At 43.9% G+C, this 17945-nt stretch carries 15 protein-coding genes and 1 tRNA gene; 4 read left to right on the top strand and 12 right to left on the bottom strand.

From position 1 onward, the window contains the following. The first annotated feature begins 1 nt into the window (after position 1). Positions 2 to 1171: a multiple monosaccharide ABC transporter permease gene (gene mmsB / locus AC6I3O_RS00080; RefSeq protein ID WP_497849244.1), complete on the top strand. Its 1170-nt coding sequence runs from the start codon at positions 2 to 4 to the stop codon at positions 1169 to 1171. Positions 1172 to 1395: 224 nt separating this feature from the next. Beyond that, complete coding sequence (locus AC6I3O_RS00075; RefSeq protein ID WP_497849243.1) at positions 1396 to 2502, top strand: GntR family transcriptional regulator; 1107 nt, start codon at positions 1396 to 1398, stop codon at positions 2500 to 2502. Positions 2503 to 2559: 57 nt separating this feature from the next. On the opposite strand, the gene AC6I3O_RS00070 is transcribed toward AC6I3O_RS00075, so the two are convergent. Further along, positions 2560 to 2647, bottom strand: a tRNA-Ser gene (locus tag AC6I3O_RS00070). A 145-nt stretch (positions 2648 to 2792) separates the two neighbouring features. Here AC6I3O_RS00070 and AC6I3O_RS00065 point away from each other — a divergent pair. After that, the gene (locus AC6I3O_RS00065; protein ID WP_497849242.1) at positions 2793 to 4475 is read left to right on the top strand and encodes a methyl-accepting chemotaxis protein; all 1683 of its coding nucleotides are present in this window, start codon (positions 2793 to 2795) and stop codon (positions 4473 to 4475) included. A 74-nt stretch (positions 4476 to 4549) separates the two neighbouring features. Here AC6I3O_RS00065 and AC6I3O_RS00060 read toward each other — a convergent pair whose 3' ends face one another. From AC6I3O_RS00060 to AC6I3O_RS00040, 5 genes are all read right to left on the bottom strand, one after another. Beyond that, on the bottom strand, positions 4550 to 5269 hold the full coding sequence (locus AC6I3O_RS00060; RefSeq protein ID WP_497849241.1) for a lysophospholipid acyltransferase family protein: 720 nt from the start codon (positions 5267 to 5269) through the stop codon (positions 4550 to 4552). Positions 5270 to 5341: 72 nt separating this feature from the next. After that, the gene (locus AC6I3O_RS00055; protein WP_497849240.1) at positions 5342 to 6121 is read right to left on the bottom strand and encodes a Uma2 family endonuclease; all 780 of its coding nucleotides are present in this window, start codon (positions 6119 to 6121) and stop codon (positions 5342 to 5344) included. Between the two features lie 129 nt (positions 6122 to 6250). Continuing rightward, positions 6251 to 7762 carry a DUF4153 domain-containing protein gene (locus AC6I3O_RS00050; protein ID WP_497849239.1) on the bottom strand — a complete coding sequence of 504 codons (1512 nt, stop codon included), beginning with the start codon at positions 7760 to 7762 and terminating at the stop codon, positions 6251 to 6253. An 80-nt stretch (positions 7763 to 7842) separates the two neighbouring features. Beyond that, positions 7843 to 8052 (bottom strand): helix-turn-helix domain-containing protein, encoded by a 210-nt coding sequence (locus AC6I3O_RS00045; RefSeq protein ID WP_172490999.1) that lies wholly within the window; start codon positions 8050 to 8052, stop codon positions 7843 to 7845. Between the two features lie 11 nt (positions 8053 to 8063). Continuing rightward, on the bottom strand, positions 8064 to 8513 hold the full coding sequence (locus AC6I3O_RS00040) for a DUF2975 domain-containing protein (RefSeq protein ID WP_497849238.1): 450 nt from the start codon (positions 8511 to 8513) through the stop codon (positions 8064 to 8066). Between the two features lie 256 nt (positions 8514 to 8769). On the opposite strand from AC6I3O_RS00040, the gene AC6I3O_RS00035 reads away from it, so the two are divergent. Continuing rightward, positions 8770 to 9210, top strand: coding sequence for a C-GCAxxG-C-C family protein (locus AC6I3O_RS00035; RefSeq protein ID WP_497849237.1), 441 nt, complete (start codon positions 8770 to 8772; stop codon positions 9208 to 9210). A gap of 109 nt (positions 9211 to 9319) precedes the next feature. Here the strand turns inward: AC6I3O_RS00035 and gyrA are convergent, their stop codons facing one another. The 6 genes from gyrA to dnaA form a co-directional block, all read right to left on the bottom strand. Then, on the bottom strand, positions 9320 to 11818 hold the full coding sequence (gene gyrA / locus AC6I3O_RS00030) for a DNA gyrase subunit A (protein ID WP_497849236.1): 2499 nt from the start codon (positions 11816 to 11818) through the stop codon (positions 9320 to 9322). A gap of 12 nt (positions 11819 to 11830) precedes the next feature. Next, complete coding sequence (gene gyrB / locus AC6I3O_RS00025) at positions 11831 to 13765, bottom strand: DNA topoisomerase (ATP-hydrolyzing) subunit B (protein WP_497849235.1); 1935 nt, start codon at positions 13763 to 13765, stop codon at positions 11831 to 11833. Positions 13766 to 13775: 10 nt separating this feature from the next. Then, on the bottom strand, positions 13776 to 14867 hold the full coding sequence (gene recF / locus AC6I3O_RS00020) for a DNA replication/repair protein RecF (RefSeq protein ID WP_497849234.1): 1092 nt from the start codon (positions 14865 to 14867) through the stop codon (positions 13776 to 13778). Then, positions 14857 to 15066 carry an RNA-binding S4 domain-containing protein gene (locus AC6I3O_RS00015; RefSeq protein WP_497849233.1) on the bottom strand — a complete coding sequence of 70 codons (210 nt, stop codon included), beginning with the start codon at positions 15064 to 15066 and terminating at the stop codon, positions 14857 to 14859. Before AC6I3O_RS00015 ends, recF begins: the two co-directional genes overlap by 11 nt. A 13-nt stretch (positions 15067 to 15079) precedes the next feature. Further along, the gene (dnaN, locus tag AC6I3O_RS00010; protein WP_497849232.1) at positions 15080 to 16189 is read right to left on the bottom strand and encodes a DNA polymerase III subunit beta; all 1110 of its coding nucleotides are present in this window, start codon (positions 16187 to 16189) and stop codon (positions 15080 to 15082) included. 270 nt (positions 16190 to 16459) lie between these two features. Beyond that, positions 16460 to 17845, bottom strand: a complete 1386-nt coding sequence (gene dnaA / locus AC6I3O_RS00005; RefSeq protein ID WP_497849231.1) for a chromosomal replication initiator protein DnaA — start codon at positions 17843 to 17845, stop codon at positions 16460 to 16462. Positions 17846 to 17945: the final 100 nt, after the last annotated feature.

Genomic DNA, 17945 nt, shown 5'->3' with positions numbered 1-17945 from the left:
GATGGAAAAGAAAAAAACGGTAAATCTTAGTTTAAAGCAATACGGCATGGTTTTTGCAATGCTTATTATCTTTATTATATTCTATGCATTGACAGGGGGAACCAATGCCACTCCAATGAACATGAACAACCTGATTATGCAGAACAGCTATGTTATTATCCTTGCAACCGGAATGCTTCTCTGTGTACTGACCGGTAACGTAGACCTTGGAGTCGGCTCCTATGTAGCTCTTTGCGGTGCGGTCGCTGCAAAATTAATTGTAGAACAGAATATGAACATTCCCTTCGCATTTTTAATCGCAATCCTTGTGGGAACTGCATTCGGCGCATTTAATGGTTTTTTCATCGCCTATCTGAATATCCCGCCGTTTGTAGTGACTTTAGCGGGAATGTTGATTGGACGCGGGCTTACCTATACATTACTGGAAAACAAGACCGTCGGACCTCTTCCTGATGCTTATGTAAAAGTAGGTGCCGGTTTCCTCTTTACTAATAAGATTGAATTTGGCGGCGGTTCCATTGATTTGATTACAATCCTGATTGCAGTCATCGCCTCAGCGCTGGTAATCGGTGCAGAATTAAAGAAAATCAAAACACAGCAGAAATATGGATTTGCGATGGTTCCTGTATGGCAGACCGGCGTCAAATTAGCCGCCACCCTCCTCATCATTTGGTTCGTATTCTTTAAGATTGCATCCTATAATGGCGTACCAATCATACTAATAATTATGGCGGTAATCGTAGGCATTTATCATTTTATTACAAGCAAAACCGTTGCAGGACGTCAGGTCTATGCACTTGGCGGTAATGAGAAGGCTGCAAGGCTTTCCGGTATCAACACGAAGAAGGTCTACTTCTGGGTATATACAAATATGGGATTCCTTGCGGCGATTGCAGGTATTGTACTGTCTGCCCGAAACGCTTCTGCCACACCTAAGGCCGGAGATGGATTTGAGTTGGATGCGATTGCAGCCTGCTACATCGGCGGCGCTGCTGCATCAGGCGGTGTCGGTACTGTCGTCGGCGCTGTTATCGGTGCGTTTGTTATGGGTATCCTGAACAATGGTATGTTCTTGATTGGATTGTCTACGGATTTGCAGAAGGTAGTAAAGGGTCTGGTTCTTCTGGGAGCTGTTACCTTTGACGTACTGTCAAGCAATAAGAAGAACTAATTCAAGTTAAAGGAGCTGCTTCATTTCGACAGCTCCTTTTTTCTATTTTCTCTTTCTTTGTATATGATCTCCTGCAATATATCAGATTTTACGTAAATAACATTTAAGGGTATATCTACACAAAAGTTGTACAATTTTTTTGGTACATTTTACGGATTGTCAAACAAAAAGTTGTATTGTATATTAGAAAATAGTTACATTATACAAATCATAGAGGTGGATAATTGAGAGAATCAGTTGCTAAATATAAAGAGATATGCCTGTGGATCAAAGAACGTCTGGAAAGCGGTGAATTGCATCCAGGAGATAAGATAGAATCAGAATACCAGCTATGCAGTCATTTCCATGTCAGCCGGCAGACCGTACGGCATGCGATTGCCGTGCTGGAAGAAGAAGGGATTGTACAAAGATATCGCGGAAGCGGAACTTATATCAGTAATTCTGAAAAAGTTGTCCCCCAGAAAGAACGGACGATGCAGATTGCGGTTATGACAACTTTTATACAGGAATATATATTTTCCACTATCATCCGGGAGCTGGAGACACAATTTACGAATGCCGAATACAGTCTTCAGGTTTCATTTACAAATAATTCTGTAGAAAAAGAACGGTTAATCCTGAAAAACATTTTAAACAAAAATACTGTGGACGGGCTGATTGCCGAGACTACAAAAAGCGGACTGCCGAATCCTAATCTGGATATTTACAGGCAAATCATGGAACGGGGAATTCCTGTACTGTTTATTAACAGCTATTATCCTCAGCTTAACGCCCCCCATGTCAGCCTGAATGATAAGCTGACAGGAAAACTGGTCACGAACTATCTTCTCCAGTGCGGGCATCAGAACATCGCCGCAATCTTTAAGAGCGACGACGGCCAGGGACACCAGCGTTACGCGGGATATCTGGAGGCTCTTTTGGAATCGAACGTCAGGATTAATGATAAATGGATTGTGTGGATCGATACGGAGGTGCTATCTGATTTTGAGCGAAGTGCAGAATACTTTTTCGGAAGGCTTTCGGAGTGTACGGCATGTGTATGTTATAATGACGAAGTAGCAAACAAGCTGTTATCTGTCTGCCAAAAATACGGCAGAAAAGTTCCGGACGACCTGTCCGTAATCAGCATCGACAATTCTGATATTGCGGGCCATTGCGATGTTCCTTTGACATCTGCTGATAACCCGATAAGGAATATGGCAAGAATCGCCGCTTTACAGATGTTAGATATGATTAACGGAAATGAAGTTCCCCAATCTACGGAGTTAGAAGCAGAAATCATCACCAGAGATTCTGTAGCAATTTTAAATCTTTCCGGACTTAAAATTTGATGAGAGAAGTATTAAAAAGGCTGTCAGAAATCATCTGACAGCCTTCCTAAAATTAAGCGGAGAAAGAGGGATTTGAACCCTCGCGCCGGTTACCCGACCTACACCCTTAGCAGGGGCGCCTCTTCAGCCTCTTGAGTATTTCTCCGAACATGAAGGATTATACTAAACCTTATCGCAAATGTCAATCGTTTTTACATTTTTTTTACATTTTTTACTGATTTATATAGAAATCACCACTATTTTGTGATATTCTTAATACATTATAACCGAAAAGGGTAGGTGAAATTGATATGAAAAAAATGAAAATCGGTACGAAGCTATTAATGTCTTTTTTGCTTGCGGTAATGATTTCAAGCCTTGCAGGAATTGCCAGTATGTTTTTGATGCACCATATGGATACTACATATGGCAATGCCCTGACGGACTATGGTTTCCTACAGGGAGACATCGGCAAGCTTGGCATGGATTTTCAGGCGCACAGGACAACTGTACTCTATCTGATACAGGAAACTGATTCTGCCAGGCGTTCCGAACTAAAAGATGAGCTGCAGGTTTATGTGACCAGTATTGCGGCAGATATGGACGAATTAGACCAAGACTGTACATTACCGGCAGACAAGGAATTCTGCGCGGATCTGCGGAATCTGATGGATGAATATACGGTTGCCCGTGATGAGACGATTCGTATCAGCGACCGTTCTTCGGACGAAGCAACAGCTTATTTCCGTGCAAATGCGGCTCCCCTTGCAAAGGAATTGAGCCAGCAGATTAATACGATGCTTACAGAAAAATCTACAGCCGGTAATATACAATCCAAAACTCTTACGAAGCAAGCACGTACTTCTCTAATTACCAATATCTTAATCCTTGTTGCGGCAATTGTGATTTCTGTTTTGATTGCACTAAGGCTTACAAGAAGCTTTGTCCGCCCGCTCAAGGAGATCGAGAAAGCCGCAAAGGAAACGGCGAACGGCAATTTCCAAATATCAGTGACCTACTCCGGACAGGATGAGCTTGGACAGCTCTCAGACAGTATCCGCAGAATGACGGAGAACATCCGCATTATCATCAAAGACATCAGCATTTGCTTAGCAGAAATGGCCAGAGGCAATTTTGATATCCAAAGTACGGCAAGCGATGCATATCAGGGTGAATACGTCTCTATCCATGATTCCATATTCCGTTTGAGGGATAACCTAAACAGTACATTATCGGAGATTGATACTGCGGCAAGGCAGGTCGATTCCGGAGGCCAGCAGGTTTCCAACAGTGCACAGGCGCTTGCTCAGGGGACAACTGAACAGGCTTCTTCCGTGGAAGAGCTTGCGGCATCCTTTAATGAAATATCCAATCAGGTGGAGAACACAGCGGAACATGCACGGGTAGCCAAAGAAGAGAATCAGTATACCCATGACCAGATTGAAATATGCTCTTCCCACATGAACCAAATGATGGACGCCATGCATGCCATTGAAGAAAAGTCCCAGGAAATTCATAAAGTCATTAAGGCAATTGAAGACATTGCCTTCCAGACGAATATTCTGGCGCTGAATGCCGCAGTGGAAGCTGCCCGGGCCGGAGAAGCCGGAAAAGGATTTGCCGTAGTGGCAGATGAAGTACGCAGTCTGGCGACACGTTCCCAAGAAGCTTCTAAGGGAACGACAGCGTTGATCGATGATACGGTACGGGCTGTGGCAGAAGGTACACAGCTTTCTAACGATACGAATAAAGCGCTTCATGATGTTATTATGAGCGCACAGAAGGTATTAGAAGAGATGACGTTGATTTCCGATGCTACAGAGGAACAGGCTGATTCCATTGCACAGGTAACGATTGGAATTGACCAGATTTCCAGTGTGGTACAGACGAATTCGGCTACGGCAGAACAGTCGGCGGCGGCCAGTGAGGAATTATCAAGCCAGGCCGACTTGTTGAAAAAACTGGTCAGCCAGTTCAATCTGGCAAGACGATGATACATTTTTATTGACAAAAGAAAAAGTGTTGTCGGGAAATGTTGTATTTTCCGACAACACTTCTGCACAACTCCTTAGCCATGAAGCGAATATTCCCGAATCGTCCTCTCTACCTTTTCCCTCACCAACGCAGCAATCTCTTTCGTCTTCATATCCTTGTAATCCTCATAATACAAAGGCTCCAAAAAATGCACCTGTACCGTCACAGGACTAATGGTGTTCGTATCAAAAGGCTTAAACGAATCAATCAAAGCTACCGGCACAATCGGACACTTTGCTTTCGTCGCCGCTTTGAAGCTTCCGCCTTTAAATTCCTGCACCTCATTCCCATTCTTAGAACGGGTTCCCTCGGCAAATATAATATAATTCCTTCCGTCCATTACCTCTTTTGACACGTTCGCAATTACCTTCATCGCCTGCCTCACATCATCCCGGTCCAGCATATAGGCCTTCATACAGGCAAAGACTTGTTTCAGAAATTGAATATGCGCCACCTCCTGCTTCGCCACCACCGAAAACGGCTTGGGACATGCATCCACGATTGCAAGCACGTCATATAATCCCTGATGATTTGGAAAAAACATAAACCCGTTCTTGGCAGGAATATTCTCCTGCCCATGTACATCAATCGTCACATTGCCCCCCTTATTCGCCCGGCGGACAATGAACTTCAACATCTTATAGTGCTGCTCCTCCGTATATTTATCCACATGTGATGCATGATAACACAGTTTCATCCACATAAACGGAACCAGAAGGATATTGCGCAGCACCATATACAGTATTCTTTTCATAGGTTCCAATGCTCCTTATCGTAAATATAAATTTCTTCCCCATTTTACCATAGATACAGGATTTTACCAACTCTATTTTTCATATAGGAAACGGACATATTCATACACTTCCTCAAAATCTATCCCACACCCATCCCCCATAAACCTGATGGGAACATTCGACTCAAATCCATAGATTGCCGGGTATCCTTCATTTTCAAAATCATACGCAATTACTTTCTTCTTATATGGGTCGATAATCCAGTATTCCCGAACTCCCGCATTCATGTACTTATGGAGCTTGACCACTGCATCCTTTCTCCCCGTCGCCTTTGACAACACTTCAATAATAAAATCCGGAGCGCCGTACACACAGCGGTTTATAATCTTAGTCCTGTCGCACACAATCATCACATCCGGCTGTACCATCGTCTTATCATCACAATCCAACTGTACGTCTATCGGAGAAATCATAGGAAGGCATGTTCCCCTCCTTGCGGCAATCATTTCCATAAGTTTCGTATAGATAAATCCTGACATTAATTGATGTACAGACGAAGGCGACGCCATATCATAGATGACTCCGTCAATCAATTCCACCCTGCTCTCATCCGGAAATGCATAATAATCATCCAGTGTAAATTCTCCCTGTCTCTTCCTTACAGCATAACAAGCAGCCGGTTCCTTTACATACATGTCCTCACTCTCCTTAAATACCCTCTCCAACGCCCGAACCGTATCATATCTGGGCGATACCGTCGTTCCGTTAAATATCTTCTGTACCGTCCCAAGCGGAACGCCTGAAAGTTCGGCTATCTGCTCGTAAGTATATCCTAATTCCTTTTTCCTCTCTTTCATTTCCTGTACTGTCATATGATCATTTCCTTCCTGACATCTGTCTTTCTGATTCCATCATAGCATGTTTCTATCCATTTCTCAACCTTTTCAGCAAAAAAGCATCCATTTTATATCCGTTTTGATATAAAATGGATGCTTTTTTACTTACATACGATGATTATCGCGGTTATAATCTTTATGTTCTTCCAAGAACCTGTCAGCCGCCATCTTCGCCCTGATTCTCGAATAATTTGCTTTCCTGAAATAGATGTCTTCATTGTCTTGAGAAATATAAAGAAAATAATTGTACATACTCTGCTTTAGATATTCATTCTGTACCTTGCTCCACTTCTTATCGTCCAAATCAATCTTGGCTATCTCCGGCGCCGCATCAATCGACATCGTCTCATACATAAGATAAAAGAAATCTTGGCTATCCGTATTCTTCCACTGCTCAATATCATATTTCGCAATGATTACATCCGGCCTTGCAAATGAAAATCCGATATACAACACAGAAACCACTGCAATGATATAATGGAACAACGGAAACTTTTTCTTATATATGCTCACGACCATTCCAATCATAATCAGCGCAAGCACAATCAAAAACCACAGCACAAGAATCCTCAAAAAGGTAAGGTTATACTCCCCAATATACATTTTCATCCGGTATGCAGAAGATATAATCATCACAAAGGTACATCCGCACATAATGGTAAGAATTATTTTCAAAGCTGCATTTTCCCGAAACAGATACATACACAGCAAAATAATGATAAAGTTAATGATACTGACAAACAATAATTCCCAGAATCCTCCTCTTGCATATTCCGCATACGTCACATATTCCGGCAGCCCCGCGCTCATTCCCATAAATAAGTACATAACCTGTATCGCACAGTACACCAGATAAATCAAACTGACAATACTTGTAAATGTAATTCCTATCACAGGATCAAAAAACTTCATCTTCCGTTCTTTTCCTTCCGGGAAATTATACCGGCAAAGAGCGGTAAAAAAGGCATATGGAAGTGTGAATCCGATAATAAACGTCAGGCTGACCCAGAATAAAGTAGCGAAATTAATATAATCCAATATTTCTCCAAACAATTTTGAAAACATAATATCCGAACTCAGCAAAAGAGGGAGAGTCACACACAGGATTCCCATTGCCACAACAAACCCAATTACTATGGCAATAAATGTATTATTTTTTCTGATATCTTTATTCTTGCTGAAAAACCACCCTCCATGCCAGTAAGGATAGGGTACAGATTGCACCGTCGTTCCCAACAGAATGAGAATCCTCTGGAAATAAGCAGGAAAATTCCACAAATAGTCATTATAAAACTGATGAATCATGAAAACCATGAACAAAAATAATATCCCGACAATATTAAAAATGTGCATGAACGTTGAAGTCGTAAACGCCGAGGAGATTCCAAGCAGCCCCATACCGGCTATATAAGGAATTGAATTTTTCATAATCCGGTATTCAATCTTCCTCATAAACAATACTGCAAAAACAATTGTCGCCCCTACGCAGACAGGAAATGTGACGCCTGATATATTCTTATATAGACAGAAGGTAAAAATCAATCCATAAATCAGGCTTAATCCTCCAAAATATTTGTAATTGTCGCGCATCCTCATAATCAGCATATTTTCTTTCATCAAAGCTATACCTCCATAATTCAAGTTTTTCTACCCTATACCACGGGCACGATTTCTGCTAAATGACACTGATTAATTTCTCACTCCTCAGGCTGATATTCTATAATATCTCCAGGCTGGCACTCAAGCTCCCGGCATATTGCCTCCAATGTGGAAAATCTCACAGCCTTTGCCTTGTTGTTCTTCAATATGGAAAGGTTCGCCGGAGTAATGTCAATCTTGCCTGCCAGTTCCGTAAGCCCAATCTTGCGCCGCGCCATCATAACGTCAATATGAATCTTTATCCCCACTGCATCACCCCCTATATCGTCAAATCGTTCTCTTCTTTGTAATTCACTGCTTTGGCAAATACATAGGCAAGTACTTCGCAAAACAGGGAAGCAATAAAGAATACAAGAACAATCACCCCTGTTGCCGGAGTAGGAAGGACACAAATCTTGATAAAAAACATTATGACAATGCAAAGGCTTAGAACGGACATCGTATTCAGGCTCTTCACATTCTCATACACAAAACAGGACTCCTGTATCACCGTCTTCATCATCCTGCGGAGCTGTCTGATAATCAAAATCCCAAATATCCCTGATGCGCCGAAGATTGCAAGCATAAACAGAAAGTATTCATCAATGATGCCAGAATAATGTTTCCCAAGAAACTTTAAACTTAACGGGAGCGTGAAAAATACAATCCATCCGCTGTAGAACATAAAATCCAGCACCAGCTTCGTAAATCGTATCAACCGTTCATTCATATGGTAATCACATCCTCTTTTCGTTTTCTTTTTTCTTACTATACCACATGTATTATTGAAATTCAATATATTTTTATCGTTTATCAATATTCTTTGACTTGTTCTTTACACTTTACAAACTTGTTGGTATAATATAACCATCATAAACACATTTTTAAGAGAGGTGATAATATGCTGTCCGGAGCAGATATCATCAAAGATTATTTCACAACTCGACAAAATAAAAGAATAAATACAAAGACAGGAGATATTTAAAATGACTACAAACATTAACATGGAACAGTTAAAAAAGGATGCCGTTGATATCTTCCATCAGGGTTTCGCCTGTTCCGAATCCGTAATCTATGCCATCCGTAAGCATTTTGAACTGGACATGCCTGACAGCGCAATCGCCATGAGTTCCGGTTTCCCATGGGGTCTGGGCGGAGGCGGATGTATCTGCGGCGCATTGGCAGGCGGGACAATGTGCATCGGTTATTTCTTCGGACGGACAACCCCCGGAGACCCGAAGATTGGAAGATGCTTTGAACTTACCAACGAACTCCATGATTACTTTAAAGAGACTTGCGGCGGGACATGCTGCCGTGTACTTACGAGGGGGATGGAAAAGGATTCACCGGAGAGGAAGGCTCAGTGTACCAGGTTCGTCGAGGCTACTGTAGAAAAGGTTGCTGAGATTGTATTAAGAGAACTATAAGTAAAAAACTGCCGGAAACATTATTACGTATTTCCGGCAGTTTTTACTATCTATCTTCTGACTTTCCCTTTGGATCATGGGTTTCAAAATACACAATCAAATCAAGAATCTAAACTTGCTCGTCATTCTCCTCTATATTTTCCACAATCTCCTCATCTTCTTCCTCATCGCCCTTCCTTACCTTAGCGATGCTTGCCACAATATCCCCTTCCTGCAGATTAATCAGCTTCACCCCGGAAGTGACGCGTCCAAGCACAGAGATTCCAGAACATTTCATACGGATGACAATCCCATCCGTATTAATAATCATAATCTCATCCTCATCACTGACAGCCTTAATCCCAACCACATTACCGGTCTTTTCCGTAATCTTATAGCATTTGATACCCTTACCGCCTCGGTTCTGGCAGGTAAATTCATCAATCGGGGTACGTTTTCCCATCCCCTTCTCAGACACGATCAGAAGGCCGCTGCCCTGAGAGCTAAGCTGCATACCAATGACCTCGTCCCGGTCAGACAGGTTCATTCCCCGTACACCCATAGAATTTCTTCCGGTAGGCCTTACATCCTTCTCGTCAAAACGGATACACTGCCCATACCGGGTCACAAGGAATACTTCCTGATCACTGTTGGTATACTTCACTTCAATCAGCTCATCCTCCTCCCTAAGAGTAATCGCCGCAAGCCCTGTCTTCCTCACAAACGCATACTCTTTAATCGGAGTCTTCTTCACAAGCCCCTTCTTCGTTGCCATGAACAGATACTCGCCATCCCTGTACTCATCAATCGGAATAACGGCGCTGATCTTCTCACCCGGCATCAACTGGAGCAGGTTCACGATCGCCGTCCCTCTGGAAGTCCGGCTCGCCTCCGGAATCTCATAGCCCTTCATCCGGTACACCCGTCCCGTATTGGTAAAGAACATGATATAATGATGCGTATGGGTCATGAACAGCTCTTCCACATAATCCTCTTCTAAGGTCTGCATCCCCTTAATCCCCTTGCCGCCCCGGTTCTGGGACTTAAAGGTATCGTTAGACATACGCTTAATATAGCCTAACTTCGTCATCGTAATGACCACGTCCTCCTTAGGAATCAAGTCCTCCATGGAAATATCAAATTCATCGAACCCAATTGCCGTCCGTCTGTCGTCACCATACTTATCCCGTATTACAATAATCTCTTCTTTAATCACGCCAAGCAACAACTTCCTGTCCGCAAGAATCGCCTTCAGCCTGCTGATCTGCTCCATCAGCTCGCTGTATTCCTTCTCCAGCTTCTCCCTTTCCAGACCTGTCAAAGCACGCAGACGCATATCCACAATCGCCTGTGCCTGCACGTCCGTCAGTCCGAAACGCTCCATCAACTCAGTCTTTGCCGCCTGTACTGTCTGGGAACCTCTGATAATACGGATCACTTCGTCGATATTATCAAGGGCAATCAACAATCCCTCTAAGATATGCGCCCTCTCCTGCGCTTTGTTCAGCTCATACTGGGTACGGCGGGTAACAACCTCTTCCTGATGCCGCAGGTAATGGTTCAGCATCTCCAAAAGGTTCATGACCTTAGGCTGGTTATTCACAAGGGCAAGCATGATCACGCCAAATGTATCTTGAAGCTGGGTATGCTTATACAACTGGTTCAGAATGACATTGGCGTTCACATCCCTCCTCAGCTCAATGACCACCCGCATCCCTTCCCGGCTGGACTGGTCGCTTAGTTCCGTAATCCCGTCAATCTTCTTATCCTTAACAAGCTCTGCAATCTTCTCAATCAGCCTCGCCTTATTCACCATATAGGGCAGTTCCGTAACCACAATCCGGCTCTTCCCATTGGGCATGGATTCAATATCCGAAATGGCGCGGACACGAATCTTCCCCCGCCCGGTGCGGTATGCCTCCTCGATTCCTCTTGTACCAAGAATCATTCCCCCCGTAGGGAAATCCGGCCCTTTGATAATCTTTAGAATCTCCTCGATGGTCGTCTCGTCCTTATCCTCAATCTGGTCGTCAATAATCCTGACCACCGCATTGATGACCTCCCGCAGGTTATGGGGCGGGATATTCGTCGCCATACCGACAGCAATCCCCGACGTACCGTTGACCAGAAGGTTCGGGAATCTTGCCGGCAGAACCGTAGGCTCCTTCTCCGTCTCGTCAAAGTTCGGCACAAAATCAACTGTATTCTTGTTAATATCTGCCGTCAGCTCCATGGAAATCTTACTAAGCCTTGCCTCCGTATATCGCATGGCCGCAGCTCCGTCCCCGTCCACAGAACCAAAATTCCCATGACCATCCACCAACGGATATCTGGTAGACCACTCCTGAGCCATATTGACCAATGCTCCATAAATGGAACTGTCACCGTGGGGATGGTATTTACCCATGGTATCACCGACGATACGGGCACATTTCCTATGTGGCTTGTCCGGACCGTTGTTCAGCTCAATCATAGAGTAAAGAATCCTTCTCTGAACCGGTTTCAGACCGTCCCGCACATCCGGCAGCGCACGCGAAGCGATAACACTCATGGCATAGTCGATATAGGAGTTTTCCATCGTCTTTTTCAAATCAACTTCATGAACTTTATCAAAAATATTATCTTCCATGTTATATACCTCTTATACATCCAGATTCTTCACATACTTGGCGTTCTCTTCGATAAATTCACGTCTCGGCTCCACCTTATCCCCCATCAGCGTGGTAAATGTAAGGTCAAGCTCAGACGTCGTCTCTTCATCCATTGTTACCTTCAAGAGAATCCTGTGTTCCGGGTCCATGGTCGTCTCCCAGAGCTGTTCCGCATCCATCTCTCCAAGCCCTTTGTAACGCTGAATCTTATTATTCCCGTCACGCCCCACGTCCTTTAAGATACCATCCAGCTCCTCGTCGCTGTACGCATACCATACCTTCTTATTCTTCTCCAGCTTATAAAGAGGCGGCTGCGCCAGATAAACGTATCCTTCTTTGATCAAATCAGGCATAAAACGATACAGGAACGTCAATAATAGAGTACTGATATGGGCGCCGTCAACATCGGCATCCGTCATGATAATAATCTTGTGATAACGAAGCTTTGAAATATCAAAATCATCATGGATACCCGTCCCAAATGCCGTAATCATCGCCTTAATCTCCGCATTTCCGTAAATGCGGTCGAGCCTTGCCTTCTCCACATTCAGAATCTTCCCCCTAAGCGGAAGGATTGCCTGAGTCGCCCTATCCCTTGCGGTCTTGGCAGAACCCCCGGCAGAATCTCCCTCAACGATATAAATCTCACATTTCGTCGGGTCTTTGTCTGAACAGTCCGCCAATTTCCCAGGAAGAGACATCCCGTCAAGCGCTGACTTCCTCCGGGTCAGTTCCCGCGCTTTCCTTGCCGCCTCCCTTGCACGCTGCGCCATCACCGACTTCTCCACCGTCAGCTTTGCAACCGTAGGATTCTGCTCCAAATAAATCTCAAGCTGCTTGCTTACCACGCTGTCAACCGCTCCCCTTGCCTCGCTGTTGCCAAGCTTCTGCTTCGTCTGTCCCTCAAACTGAGGATCTTCAATCTTGACGCTGATAATCGCAGTCAGCCCTTCCCGGATGTCCTCCCCTGACAAGTTCTGCTCACTGTCCTTCAATAATTTATTCTTTCTCGCATAATCGTTAAAAGTCTTCGTCAGAGCATTCCTGAAACCTACCACATGGGTTCCGCCCTCCGGCGTTGTAATATTGTTCACGAATCCATACGTATTGTCACTGTAAGAATCATTATGCTGCATCGCCACCTCGACCGATACATTGTTGACCATTCCCTCACAGTAGATAATATCCTCGTAGAGAGCCGTCTTGCTCCGATTCAGGTACGCCACGAACTCCTTAATGCCGCCTTCATAGTGAAATGTCTTTTCAATAGCGCCGTCGTCCGGCCTGTCGTCCCGCAGCACGATTTTAAGTCCTCTGGTCAGAAATGCCATCTCCCGGAAACGCTGTTTCAGCACATCGTAATCAAACACCGTATCTTCAAAAATCGTGTCGTCCGGCAGGAACACAACCTTGGTCCCGCTCCTCTCCGGCTCACATTCCCCAATGACCGCCAGTTTTTCCACAACTTTTCCACGTTCATAACGCTGCTTATATATTTTCCCCTCATGGTAGATTTCGACCTCCAGCCAGTTAGACAACGCATTAACGACAGAAGCCCCAACTCCGTGAAGTCCTCCGGACACCTTGTATCCGCCGCCTCCGAACTTTCCTCCCGCATGGAGAACGGTAAACACCACCTCCACTGCCGGAAGCCCAGCCTTATGGTTGATTCCCACAGGGATTCCCCTTCCGTTATCCAGAACCGTAACCGAATTATCCGGATTGATAGTCACAAATATCGTATCACAGAAACCCGCCAGCGCTTCATCCACAGAGTTATCCACAATCTCATACACAAGGTGGTGAAGTCCGCGCGATGAAGTGCTTCCGATATACATGCCAGGACGTTTTCTTACCGCCTCAAGCCCTTCCAATATCTGAATCTCATCCGCACCATATTCATGCTGTACCTTCTCTGTACTCATTCTTCTCCTCCTAGTTTTCATTCGTTACCTGTCCGTTATGGACATGGAACACTTTGTTTATAGAGAAACGATGATTTACAAAATCCTCTACCCCTGTACAGGTAATCAATGTCTGTATATCATTTATACTGTCTAATAGATAGTTTTGCCTATGTTTGTCAAGTTCAGACAATACATCGTCAAGTAATAAAACAGGCGTATCCCTTGCTGCCTGTTTTACCAGCTCAATCTCAGATAACTTCAGCGAAAGCGCGGCAGTCCGCTGCTGTCCCTGCGACCCGAAACGTCTGATGTCCAGTTCTTTGGCCATAAAACAGATGTCGTCCCTGTGGGGTCCCACCGATGTACTCTTTATCCGTATATCTCTTTCCCTGTTCTTTGATAATGCTTGTTCTAACGTAAGACTCCCGTTACTGGGCTCATAGATTACTTGAATCTCTTCCCGTCCGCCAGTAAGCTTTCTATGAATCGAAAAAATGATATCGTTTATCTCCTGTATGAATTTTTCCCTTCTCTCCAGAATCTGATTTCCATACCGGATCAACTGCATATCCCAGATTTCCAGGGTATCTTTCAGTTTCCCGTCATGTTCCGGACCCATCTCCTTTAGAAGATGATTCCTCTGGTTCACGATTCTGTTGTAATTGGACAAATTGCTCAGATAGACCTTGTCAAGCTGGGATAACTCCATGTCAATGAACCTCCTTCTCTCGGAAGGGCCGTTCTTAATGATATTCAAGTCCTCCGGAGAGAAAAACACAAGGTTCACAATGCCGAACAATTCGCTTGCCTTGCGAATCGGCATCTTGTTAATGGCAATCCCTTTCGCCCCATTCTTTTTCAAATGCATATCAAGCTGGTAATCAATACCATTTTTTTCCACCACAGCCTCGATATGGGACTCATCCTTCCCAAAACGGATAAGTTCCCTATCCTTTGCCCCCCGATGGGACTTGGTGGTTCCGGAAAGATAGACTGCCTCTAAAATATTCGTTTTGCCCTGTGCATTATCCCCATAGAATATATTGGCAGCATCATCAAAATCAAGTTTTAAAAGATCATAATTCCTGTAATTCTTTAGCTTCAAAGACCTAATTTTCAATTTTCACTTCTTCCCCGTTAAAAGTGATAACATCTCCGGCGTATAGCTTCCGCCCTCTCCTGGTATCCGTCTCGCCGTTGACTTTGACAGAACCCTCCACAATGACTTCCTTCGCCTCCGCGCCGGAGCCGACCAGCCCGGCGGCCTTCAAAGCCTGCCCGAGCTTAATATACTCATCTCTCAATCTTACAACATCCACTTGTTATTCCTCTCTACGCAGCCGCATTAAAATTTACAGGCAGAATCAGGTAAATATAACTCTCCTCATCGTCCTTAATGAAACACGGCGCCTTTGCATTCATCAGATATAGAGTTACTTCCTCGTCCTCGATGACACGTAAGGCGTCTATCAGGAACTTAGGGTTGAAACCAATCAGAAGGTCTTTTCCTTCCTTGCTGATAAAAATCTCCTCATTCATTGAGCCAATCTGGGACTTAATCCTTAGTTCCATCACCTCGTCGCCGATATTGATGATAATCGGCTTCTTGTCCCCTTCCTTCACGAGAAGCGTCGCCCGATCGATACAGTTCAATAACTCTCTTTTATTGATTCTGACCTTCGTCTCATAGTCGTTAGACAACATCTGATCAATCCTAAAATATTCCCCCTCAATCAGTCTGGACACCACTACCGTATTGTCAAACTCAAATACAATGTGGTTGCTGGTGTAAGAGATAGAAACCATGCTCTCCGCCTCGCCCGACAGAATCTTGCTGACTTCAATCAATGTCTTACCGGGAACGATTAATTTTTTATCGCTTACTTCATCCTTCAATTCAATCCTGCGGATAGAAATACGGTGTCCGTCAAGAGAGATAACTCTAAGCACGTTCCCTCTAATCTCGAACAATTCGCCCGTCATTAATTTGTTGCTCTCCGTATCCGCAATGGAGAAGATGGTCTGCCGAATAACTTCTTTCAAAGTAAACTGAGATATTTCTATAGATTCATCTTTCTCAATAATTGGGAGATAAGAAAATTCCTCCCCCGGCTTCCCGGATAAATCAAACTTCGCTTTCTCACAAGTAATCGTCATCCTGAGATTCTCATCTGTCTCAATCTTAATCTCATTATCAGGAAGTTTGCGTACAATCTCGGAGAATATCCTTGCATCAATGGCAATCATGCCTCTCTCCACAATCTCTCCTTCTATATCCGTCTGTATTCCCAGTTCCATATCATTTGCTGTCAATCTGATAATATCGTTCGTAGCGTCAATCAGGATACACTCCAGAATTGGCATGGTGGTCTTAGAGGGTACAGCCTTATATACAGTGCTGACTCCTTTTGAAAGATTTGCTTTGCTGCAGATAATCTTCATATGTGTAAAACTCCTTTCAGGCGCGGACGGATACATTTATCTATCATAAATTTCCGTCTTCTTCTTATTAGGGGCTGTGGAAAAGTGGAAAACCACGGAAACCCCAGAATTTAACAGTGTTTTCCGCAAGAATAACTGTGTGGATTTTAGTGAGACAAGATGTGGAAGTTGTGGTGAAAACTTGTCTTAAAAAACTTTTTTGTTTCTTAGAAAATAATTTTCCAACAGTTATTCCCCATTATCCCTAAGTTGTCCACAATGTTATTCACATTAAGCGGGATTAATCTTTTTCATAATAATACTGATGGTATTGTTAAGGGTCTCGTCCTTCACAATACCTTTTTCAATCTTTTCTACACCGTACTTAATCGTTGAGTGATCCTTTCCTCCAAGGATGATGCCGATTGCCTGAAGAGGCGTCTCGGTTAGAGTACGCATCAGGTACATGCAGATCTGCCTTGGTACGGAGATGCTTGCGCTCCGCTTGTTTCCTTTCAGATCTGCAATGGTAATATTAAAATGGTCGGATACGATGTCAAGGATCAGCTCCGGCGTTACGACTCTATTGTTATAAGAAGATATGATATCCTTCAAAGCCTCGGCAGCCAGCGGGATATCGATGGTTTCCGGGTTGTTCAGTTTATAGAGGGCAATCAGCTTGTTAAGCGAGCCTTCAAGTTCCCGGATGTTGGATTTGATGTTCTCGGCAATATATGTCAGAACCTCCTCCGGAATATTGTACCTGTCCAGATGGTCCAGCTCAATCTTCCTGCGTAAGATTGCCATCCTTGTCTCATAGTCAGGCGCAGAGATGTCTGCAATCAGGCCCCACTCGAACCGGGTACGGAGTCTTGCCTCCAGTGTCTCAATATCCTTAGGAGGCTTATCACTGGAAATAATAATCTGTTTGGCAGAGGTATGCAGATGGTTAAACGTGTGGAAAAACTCTTCCTGCGTACTCTCCTTGCCGATGATGAACTGGATATCGTCAATCAGCAGGACGTCGTTATTGCGGTACTTGTCCCTGAATTGAGCCATGGCAGATTCATTATCGGCGGTCTTACCTTTTTTCAAGGCTTCAATCAGTTCGTTGGTAAATGTCTCGCTTGTAACGTAGAGAACCTTCTTTTTCGGGTTCCTATTCAATATAAAATGAGCGATGGAATGCATCAGATGGGTCTTCCCAAGACCGACGTCTCCATATAAAAACAAGGGATTATATACTTCTCCCGGGGATTCCGCCACGGCAAGGGAGGCGGCGTGTGCAAAATTATTGTTCCCACCTACCACGAAGGTATCGAAGGTATACTTGGGATTCAATCCTGCTTTCTCGCTTGCAGTCTTGGTTCTCTTCTTATGACTTGCATCTGCAGACATGCTGCGGATTTCGCCGATTCTGGAATCATCCTCCGACAAAAATATGACTTCATAGTCAATCCCCGTAACTTCAGAAATGCATACTTTCAGAGGGAGAAGGTATTTCTTTTCAATATATTCAACGCTTGCGTTCATATTCACCAGTATATACACGGTGTTGTCAATAATCTCATATACTTTCAACGGCTGTATCCAGGTAGTAAATGAGACATTGGATAATTCGTGCTCTACCCTGAGATGCTCGATAATTTCCGGCCACTTTTCATTCACAATATCCATTACAGTAAACTCCTAATCTCTCTTAGTATCAAAATATACATTATAACCCCAGTTTTGGTATCCTAATTATTTTACATCAAAATAGCAAATTAAGCAATCT

It is taken from the genome of Sporofaciens sp. St.21A7 (assembly GCF_059728535.1).
The sequence above is the reverse complement of the archived record's forward strand: the minus strand, read 5'-3'. Positions and strand labels throughout refer to the sequence as shown.